Annotated in this window: 9 protein-coding genes; all 9 read right to left on the bottom strand. The window is 64.8% G+C overall.

What is annotated here, in order from left to right; all coding sequences use genetic code 11:
• Window positions 1-350: 350 nt before the first annotated feature.
• Window positions 351-959 (bottom strand): hypothetical protein, encoded by a 609-nt coding sequence (locus WG212_RS13370; protein WP_337187599.1) that lies wholly within the window; start codon window positions 957-959, stop codon window positions 351-353.
• Entirely contained in the window at window positions 956-2,776 is a 1,821-nt protein-coding gene (locus WG212_RS13365; protein WP_337187598.1) for a tape measure protein, read from the bottom strand. The genes WG212_RS13370 and WG212_RS13365 overlap by 4 nt, the downstream gene beginning before the upstream one ends.
• A 162-nt stretch (window positions 2,777-2,938) precedes the next feature.
• Window positions 2,939-3,361, bottom strand: a complete 423-nt coding sequence (locus tag WG212_RS13360) for a hypothetical protein (RefSeq protein ID WP_337187597.1) — start codon at window positions 3,359-3,361, stop codon at window positions 2,939-2,941.
• Window positions 3,361-3,771 carry a hypothetical protein gene (locus WG212_RS13355; RefSeq protein WP_337187596.1) on the bottom strand — a complete coding sequence of 137 codons (411 nt, stop codon included), beginning with the start codon at window positions 3,769-3,771 and terminating at the stop codon, window positions 3,361-3,363. The genes WG212_RS13360 and WG212_RS13355 overlap by 1 nt, the downstream gene beginning before the upstream one ends.
• A 9-nt stretch (window positions 3,772-3,780) precedes the next feature.
• Window positions 3,781-4,197 carry a phage major tail protein, TP901-1 family gene (locus WG212_RS13350; RefSeq protein ID WP_337187595.1) on the bottom strand — a complete coding sequence of 139 codons (417 nt, stop codon included), beginning with the start codon at window positions 4,195-4,197 and terminating at the stop codon, window positions 3,781-3,783.
• A gap of 34 nt (window positions 4,198-4,231) precedes the next feature.
• Window positions 4,232-4,654 carry a DUF3168 domain-containing protein gene (locus WG212_RS13345; protein ID WP_337187594.1) on the bottom strand — a complete coding sequence of 141 codons (423 nt, stop codon included), beginning with the start codon at window positions 4,652-4,654 and terminating at the stop codon, window positions 4,232-4,234.
• Entirely contained in the window at window positions 4,651-5,106 is a 456-nt protein-coding gene (locus tag WG212_RS13340) for an HK97-gp10 family putative phage morphogenesis protein (protein ID WP_337187593.1), read from the bottom strand. Before WG212_RS13340 ends, WG212_RS13345 begins: the two co-directional genes overlap by 4 nt.
• Window positions 5,107-5,385, bottom strand: coding sequence for a hypothetical protein (locus tag WG212_RS13335; protein ID WP_337187592.1), 279 nt, complete (start codon window positions 5,383-5,385; stop codon window positions 5,107-5,109).
• A gap of 11 nt (window positions 5,386-5,396) precedes the next feature.
• Entirely contained in the window at window positions 5,397-7,955 is a 2,559-nt protein-coding gene (locus tag WG212_RS13330; RefSeq protein WP_337187591.1) for a hypothetical protein, read from the bottom strand.
• Window positions 7,956-7,990 lie beyond the last annotated feature (35 nt).

Below are 7,990 nucleotides of genomic sequence, written 5' to 3'. Positions count from 1 at the left end.
CCTGCGGCGGCTGCGGGTGAGGTATGACCGGCTGGGGGTGATCGTCGACGCCTGGACGACACTCGCTGCCAGTGTGATCTGCTTCCGTATCCTCCACCACGAATGTATGTAGTTGGACCGGGTTTTGTCAGAGCTTGTTAGGTCACGGGCCATGGTTGACTAAAAATATCGATGTGTTAATGGTTGAGGCGTGGCTGCGGCGGCGTGGAGAGCACGCCTGGGAGACAAGAACCAGCTAGGGGCCAGCGTTTCTACGCGAATAAGACACGGCGATATGCCGCAAATGGGGACTGGCCGCTCCCTGGGGGACGATTTCAAAGGTTCCTTCGTCTATCGGCAGCCGCAGCCACCTACGAGATCACTTCCATCGCCGTGAACGTCTTCTCCTGATAGACGCCCATCGCGTCGCTCGGCCATGAGCCGGTCGAGTCGTCGAGCATGATCATCTTGCAGCTCGGCTTGTCGGTGACGATCGCGGCGTTGTCCGCCGGGCTGGAGCGACGCGGCGGCTCGAATACGAGCGTGGTTTCGCCGCTGCCGTTGGTGTCCGCATCCTGCGTGAGCTGGTGCAACTGCCCTTCGCATGAAAAGTAATCGCCCGCCATGAGCCAGCCGAAGGTGCTGGCGGTGCAGCCGTCGATCAGCAGCGTGTTGCCGGTCTGCCCGGCCCCTTTGACCAGCGGCGTGCCGGTGGCGACGCCTCGCGGTTGCGCGCATTCGGGGTCGTAGGCCGAGAAGGTGTGGACCCGGCCTTTGAGTTTCAGGAAGAAGGCCTTCCAGACCATGGCGTCGGCTCGCTTCATGGCCGGCAGGGTGTAGACGGCCTGCCACAGGGCACCGCTGCGCTCCATGCGCTGCACGGCCTTGTTGACGGGGCTCTGGTAGATGCCGGTGTTCGTTTCGAGGTAGAAGTCCGCGCTCCGGAAGCCGGGCCGGGTCGGCATGGTGTAGTTCGTCATGCTCTTTTACCGACCATCCTGGAGGCAGAGCCCCCGCGTTGAATCTCGGCGAAGACGCCGTTCTTGGCGGCCTCCGCCACCGCTGGCAGGGCCCGGGCCAGATCCTGGTGGGTTACGCCGCCGGTGAAGGTGTTGTTCTGGATGACGGTGACCCCCATCCCCACCCCGTTGGGCAGGACGGTGCTCGCCGTCTTGGGCACGATGATCTCCGGGCCGCGCTCGCCCACGATGGAAGGCACGCCCACGGGCGGATTGCCGCCGTTTGCGAAGCCCTGCATAGCGGGACCATAACTCGGATTCAACCCGAGATACGCCCCGGCGTTGTCGGTGACCCGGCTGAGGCCGCCGCCGAAAAGTCCGCCCAGCAGGCCACTGGAGCCACCCACCCCCAAGAGTGAATCCACCAGCGGGCCGGTGACTTGTTTCTTCAGGATCTGCGAGGCGATCTCCTCGAAGAACCGCTTGGCGGCGTCGCGAGCCGAGTCGAAGTGCAGGATGGCGTCGGTCAAACCGTCGGTAAGCTCCTTGCGCCATTCGCGGGCGGTCTCCGCCGCTTCTTCCTGCGACTTCCTGAGCTTGTCCTGGGCTTCCTTGAGGTCGTAGGTGGCGTCCACCTCGGCGACGATCTGGGCCTGCATCTCGGGCGAGAGCAGGGTGTTTTCGCGCATGGCGATGGCGTTGGCCTCCAGGATGGCGCGGCGCTCTTCCAGGGCCTTGCCCGAAAGGCCGGCCAACTCGCCTTCCTGGCGGAGCTTGTTCAGGTAGTTTTCGAGCGCATCGCCCGCCTTGTCGTAATCCTCGGCGATCTGTTTCGCCTCGCTCTTTCCACTGCCGCTTCTCGAGGGCCTCGGCTTCTTGCCGTTGGTGTTGGGCACGTCGATCTTGAGCGGCGTCCGGTCGCCCAGCAGGGCCTCGTCGGCCACGTCGCGGTCGATGTAGCCCGCCCGCGCGCCGACTTCGATGCCGGCGGCGGCGAGGGACTGGCTGACGTAGCCGAGCCCGTTGCCGATGTCGCCGATGATCTTGGTGATCCCCTCCAGCCCGTGGCCGAGGTTGGCAACGTAGGAGGTAATCAGCGAATTCTCGCCGAGGAACTTGGTGAAGCTGTTCTCCAGCTTCTGCAGCGCCTGGTCGAAGGTCTGCGGCATGTCGGAGAAGCGCTGGTTCGTCTTGTCGGCCATCCCGTTGATGGCCTCGACGATCAGGTCGGCCGTGAGCTTGCCGTCCTCGCTCATCTTGAGCAGCTCGCCGCGCGTCCTGCCGGTCTGCTTCTCCAGGGCTTCCATGACCAGCGGCATCGTCTCCAGCACGGTGCGGAATTCGTCGCCGTTGAGCACGCCCTTGGAGATCGCCTGGGTGAGCTGCAGGACGCCCGAAGCCGCCTCGGCGGAGGACAGGCCGCCCAGCACGAGCTGCTTGTTGAGCTGCTCGGTGAACAGGAATATCTGCTCCTGCTCAATCCCCAGCCGGTTGGCGGCGAGTGCCACGCGCTGGTAGAGCGTCGCGGTGGCGCCGAGGTCGGCCCGCGTCTCCTGCGCGATTTTGAACAGCCGCTCGCTGGTGTTGGCCAGGTCGGCGGTGCCGCTCGTGACCATCTTCAGCTTGCCCTGCATCATGGTCCAGGAATCGGTGAGCTGGATCACGGTGCGTACGGTCTGCACGCCGAGGTAGCTCTTGATGGCCGTGCCGACGGCGGACATCTCGGATTTGATGCCGTTGGCGCTCTGCTGGACGACGCCGTTGGCCTTCTTCATCTCCTGTTCGAGCTGCGTTGCGTCGGCCCGGATGCGGACTACGAGTTCGCCGAGATCAGCCATGCTCTTCCATCATTCGTTTGAGTTCTTCCACTTCGTCGGCGGTCAGGCCGCACTTGGAGTCTTCTTTCTTGATCCCGTTGGCCAGCGCCCAGCCGTCATGCGCATCCATGACGTCCCACGGGCTGGCCGCCCAGAATTCCCGGGGGCTCCACTGGAGCACGCCTAGGCAGAATCGCTTGTAGTCTTTCCAGGGGAGGCCGCCAGTGCTTTCAGCTCCCCGAGCATCTCCCCCATTTCCTTCGCGGTCGCCTCCCTGTCCGCAGGGCGGGAGAGGCAGATCTTCAGGAACGAGTAGAGGTGCAGGCGCAGCAGGTTGTTCTCGTCGCCGCTCAGGCCCACGTCGTTCCAGAGGATGTCGGCGGCTTCTTTCTGGCTCAGCTTGTGGCCGCTGGCGGTCATGATGGCCGAGAGGAGCCTCGCCAGGTCATGGCTGGGCATCCCGTCGACGACGGACACGGCGATCTTGCCGACGCCCTCCTTCATGGCGTACTCCACCGCCTCGATCAGCTCGAAGCTGCCGATCAGTTCGTAGGTTTCGCCCGCCAGCGGGAGCGCATGGCGGGGCTTTGCGGGGTCGAAGGCCATTATTGGTACGCCTTACCGGCGCGGACCACGGCGACCGTGAGCGAGGTCACGCCCGAGTAGGTCATGCTCACTCGGCCGTTCACGTCGTTGAAGCGGGCCAGGGGGAAGAAGCCCACGATGCGCTCGGCGCCTGCCGGGACCGCCACCGCCAGGTTGGACAGCGTGATCGTCCCCAGGGCGTTGTCGGTGTAGCTCGCCACCGATGCGAAGGTGACGGTCAGGCTGCCGCCCGAGCCGTTCTTGATGTGGACGTAGGTGCGGCCGTCGTTCAGGAACGTGTCGCCGCCGGAGTTGGCCGCGTTGTAGGTGGGGGCGATGCCGTTCATGCTCATGATCTGCGGGGTCAGGGCGGCCGCGTGCGCCGAAAGCGGCAGGGCGGAGAGTGCGAGGAAGGCGAGTAGCTGTTTCATGGATGCTCCTTACGAGGCTGGGGTGAATACGGGGATGCCGGTCGATTCCATCGTGATGCTGTAGGTCTCGGCGCCTTCATACCCGCCGGTGCGGGAGTACGCCGTGATCTGGAAGTCGCCCTCGATGACGTCGCCGTTGTCGAACTTGATGCCGAAAGGGTTGATCGAGTTGGCGAACACATAGCCTCGGATGGTCTCGTCGGAGCTGGAGTCCTTGAAGATGCCGTCGCCGCTCAGGGTGATGAATTTCAGGCTGCCGTCCTCCAGCAGCTCGCGCCAGCCGTCCGTGTCCTTGGTGCTGACGTCGGTCAGGCTGTTGTTCATGGTGAAGGTCGTGGTGCGCAGGCCGCCGAGCTGCACGCCGTCGGCCACGTCGCCGATGTAGATGAGCATCTTCCGTCCGCGTTGTGGTTGATTCGCTGCCATGTGTGTTTGGCCCTCCTTGGCCTTGGTTGGTTTGTTAATTTGCCTCGATCAGCGCGCGATATCGCTGCACGCCGTGGTAATAGCGGTCGTTCTGGCCCTCGACGCCCGCGTCCTGGAACGTCTGCTCGAACTCGTGGACGATCTCGACCAGCGTGAAGCCCGCCACCGTAAGGCTCGCCTCTTGCCGGTGCAGTGCGTCGTAGATGGCCGATAGGATCGACTTCACCGACTTGCGGCCGGTCCGTTCGAAGTCCCAGGCGTGGATGGTCAGCGTGGCTTCCCAGGCGTTCGCCGTCTTGTCGTCCGAGGTGGTGAGCGTGTCGTCGCCGATGACGACGAACGGCGGCTGCGCATCTTCCGGCACGAAGTCATAGACGCCTTGGACCAGCGAAGTCAGGGCCGAGTAGCCCGAGAGCCTCTGATAGATCGCGGCCTGCACCGCGTTGCCGGGGCTCATTGGCCGCCCTTGGCGATGGCGGCGCGAACCGCCCTCTGGAGCCGTTCGGCGATCCAGGCCTTCGATTTTTCCAGCGCCGGGAACATGAACGGGCGGGCGGCCATCTTGATGGTGCCGTGTTCGAGCATACGGGCGTACTTGACCAACCCGCGCCCGGCGACCACGAAGGATTCGAGCTTGCCGGGGTTCAGGCCCGAGGTGATGGAGTTGACCAGCCTGCCGGTGTCGGAGGCCGGGGCCTGTCCGGGCGCGGAAGCCTGATGCAAGACGCTGCGGCGGCGGTAGATGCGGCCCGACTTCTGGCCGGAGACGATGGATTTCTTAGCCTCAGCGTCGACCTTCTGGGCCGAGACGTAGAGAGCCTTCTTCAGTTCGGCCTGGACGTTCTGCTGGACGTGCCTCGCGGCCATGTCGAGCTTCTCAAGCCCCTCGATCTTGACGCTGAACTCCATCTACCGGACCTGGATCTTGATCATGGCGCGTTCGGTTCTGCCGCCCGCGGTGACGATCGTGTTGAAGCATTCGTAGTCGACGGGGATCGCGCCTCCGGTGAGCCAGATCACGGTGGCCTTGGCGGTGCCGTCGATGTTGTCGGTGACCTTGGTCATGCCGGCCGGGATCTCCCAGCTCGAGGCGACGATGGTGTCGGCGCCGAGCCAGTCGCTCCAGTCCTGCGTGTAGTCCTTCAGGGCCACCGGGTCTTTCACGTAATCCTTGGTGTAGATCGTCATCTCGTCTCTCGTTAAAGGTCGGCGGGTACGCGGTAGGTGCGGTCGTCGGCGGGGATGTAGAACACCTCCTCGAAGCCCTGCAGCAGGGCGAAGGCGCTTCCTGTGGCAGTCGCATCTTCGGTTGTGACGGCCGCCGTGCCGGTGACCATCTGGGCGCTGTTCGTGACCGTAGCTGTGCCGGAGGCTGCGGCTGCGTCCGTCGTCGCGGCAACGGTGGCGATGAAGCGCTCGCTCGCCGAACCGGAAGCGGTCACGTTGCCTGTGGTCGTTGACGCCGATCCAGCGAATATCTCGCGGGCGACGCCGGAAGCCGTCGCGGGCGCGGTCGTCACCGAAGCGGAGCCGGTGAAAATCTCCCTCGCCAGGCCGCTGGCCGTCGTGTTTGCGGTGGTGACCGCGCCGCTGGCCGAGAAGATCTCGCGTGCTGCGCCCGAGGCCGTGGCCGGGGCGGTGGTGACGGCGACGGTGCCTGTCACGCTTCCGGTCGTGGTGGCGGAACCGGATGCCGTCGTATTCGCGGTGCTCACCGAGCCGGAGGCGATGAATCGCTCTGCGGCGGAGCCCGATGCGGTGGCGTTGGCTGTCGTGACCGAGGCCGTGCCGGTGACATTTGCCGTCACCGTGGCTGAGCCGGTAGCGGTCGTGCTCCCAGTAACTACTGATGCCGTTCCGGTGAAAATCTCCACCGCCGAACCCGCGGCCGAGGCATTTCCCGTCGTGACCGAGGTCGAGCCGGTGAACGTCTCGGTCGCCGAGCCGGAAGCCGAGGCGTCGCCCGTCGAGACCGAACCCGCGCCGGTGAAAATCTGCGCCGCCGAGCCGACCGCGGAAGCGTTGTCGGTCGTGACGGATGCGGTGCCCGTAATCGGGGAAGCCCCCGACGAGAACTCGAACACTTCCCACGAGGTGGCGACGTTGGACGTCACCCCGCTGCGGCTCGAGGTCACCGTGGTGCCGTTCGTCAGCGTGACGTCCGACCGCACGTTGTTGATGAAGCCGGTCGCGGCGTTCGACGTGTTGCGCAGGAACGTCATCCCCGCTTTCGTCGTGTCGACGGAATTGATCGTCGATGTGTTGCTGTTCACCCCGGAGAGGGTGGTCGTGCTCCTCTGCACGGGGCCGTTGAGCACGCCCGAGGCGAACTCGACGACGAAGAAATTGTAGAGGCAGGCGATGGATCCGCTGCTGTTCGTGTCGATAGTCACCGTGGTGCCGTTGGTCAGCACCGCCTTCTGCATCGCGGTCGATGGTGACGTCGTATCGTTCGCGTAATCGCCCGCCCAGATCAGGATGGACTTGTCCGGATCGACGCTGCTGATGGCCTGAGTCGTCGAAGTGGAGCTGTTCGTCCAGGACTTGGAGTAGGACTGGACGTTGCTGTTCAGCGCGGTCGGCTCGAATTCGATCATCACGAAGCCGACGACGGCGGCCTGCCCGGATGATTGACGCGTCGCCGTGACCGTGGTGCCGGAATAGCTCAGCGCATGGTGCTGGATCTTGTAGTTGTTGCTCGAACCGGCCACGTTCCAACCCAGGCAGTGGAGCACGCTGGTGTTGGCGTCCACAGGGTCGATCGTGGTGGTGTTGCTCAGGTCGGTCGACGAGAGCGAGATGGTCTTGAACTGGGCGCTCTTGACCAGATTGGTCGTGGCGTCGATCACGACGCATTTTACGATGCAGGTGTTCGACGCCGAGGAAGTGGTGCGGGTCGCCGTGACCGTCGTAGAGTTGGTCAGCGTGACCCGGCCTTCGCCGAAGCTCGGGTTGTTGGCCTGCGTGCCCTCCCACCCCAGCGAGAGAATTATCGCCGTGCTCCCCACCGCGTTGATGGTGGCAGTCGCAGAGGTTCCGCTGAATGGTATCGTGATTGAGACAAACTGGACGTTGCCGCTGCCCAGGTAGCCCGTCGGTCCGCCGCCTACGGCTGGTATCAGCGCGAATCCTGCCGTCAGGTAGGTCTTCGCCGCGCCGACGCTGCGGGTAGGAGCGCCCTCGGTGCCCGCCGTCGCCCTGACGATGCTGTCCCATGCGAACAGGGCGTCGTCGCCCGTGGCGGTTCCCGTTTCGGCGTCTTCGGTCCATCCGGAGGCCGGGGTGCTTGTGACGTCGTCGCCTTCGCTGAAGACGTTGACCACCAGGCGGTCGCCGCCGGTCGTGGTGACGGCCCGCCCGGTCATCGTGGCGTTCGATTGGCGTCCGGAGTTGCTCAGGCCCTCGTAGGGCGTGCCGCTTGTCTTAACGCCTGAGTAGGCGGCGACTTGCGCGTAGAGTCCCGTGTCGGGGTCGGACTGGCTGACGGTGGGCATCGTCGGCACGGTGCCGCTGACTCGATACCACCAGAAGGCCCAGTTCTTGCCGGAAGTGCCTGCGTCGTAGACGACGTCGACGAATTTCGTCCAGCCGGTGGCGTTGGCCGATAACGTGTGGGCCGTGTCGCTGTCGGCGTGCGAGAAGCTGGCGAGGATCAGGACGTCGCCGTCGGCGGCTCCTGACGGGGCTCCCGGCGTGACGGTCGTGCCGCTCGCGCTCTCGCCCAGCGTGCCGACCGAGCGGAATGCCGGCGCCGTCATGCGTCAGGCCCGATCGTCGGTCGTACGCACATCGG

The organism is Phenylobacterium sp. (assembly GCF_037189685.1).
Lineage (GTDB): Bacteria > Pseudomonadota > Alphaproteobacteria > Caulobacterales > Caulobacteraceae > Phenylobacterium.
The sequence above is the reverse complement of the archived record's forward strand: the minus strand, read 5'-3'. Positions and strand labels throughout refer to the sequence as shown.

Bases quoted from the DNA above. Each gene is read 5' to 3' on its own strand.
- WG212_RS13370 (WP_337187599.1), bottom strand. From the start codon at position 959: ATGACGAACTACACCATGCCGACCCGGCCCGGCTTCCGGAGCGCGGAC.
- WG212_RS13365 (WP_337187598.1), bottom strand. From the start codon at position 2,776: ATGGCTGATCTCGGCGAACTCGTAGTCCGCATCCGGGCCGACGCAACG.
- WG212_RS13360 (WP_337187597.1), bottom strand. From the start codon at position 3,361: ATGGCCTTCGACCCCGCAAAGCCCCGCCATGCGCTCCCGCTGGCGGGC.
- WG212_RS13355 (WP_337187596.1), bottom strand. From the start codon at position 3,771: ATGAAACAGCTACTCGCCTTCCTCGCACTCTCCGCCCTGCCGCTTTCG.
- WG212_RS13350 (WP_337187595.1), bottom strand. From the start codon at position 4,197: ATGGCAGCGAATCAACCACAACGCGGACGGAAGATGCTCATCTACATC.
- WG212_RS13345 (WP_337187594.1), bottom strand. From the start codon at position 4,654: ATGAGCCCCGGCAACGCGGTGCAGGCCGCGATCTATCAGAGGCTCTCG.
- WG212_RS13340 (WP_337187593.1), bottom strand. From the start codon at position 5,106: ATGGAGTTCAGCGTCAAGATCGAGGGGCTTGAGAAGCTCGACATGGCC.
- WG212_RS13335 (WP_337187592.1), bottom strand. From the start codon at position 5,385: ATGACGATCTACACCAAGGATTACGTGAAAGACCCGGTGGCCCTGAAG.
- WG212_RS13330 (WP_337187591.1), bottom strand. From the start codon at position 7,955: ATGACGGCGCCGGCATTCCGCTCGGTCGGCACGCTGGGCGAGAGCGCG.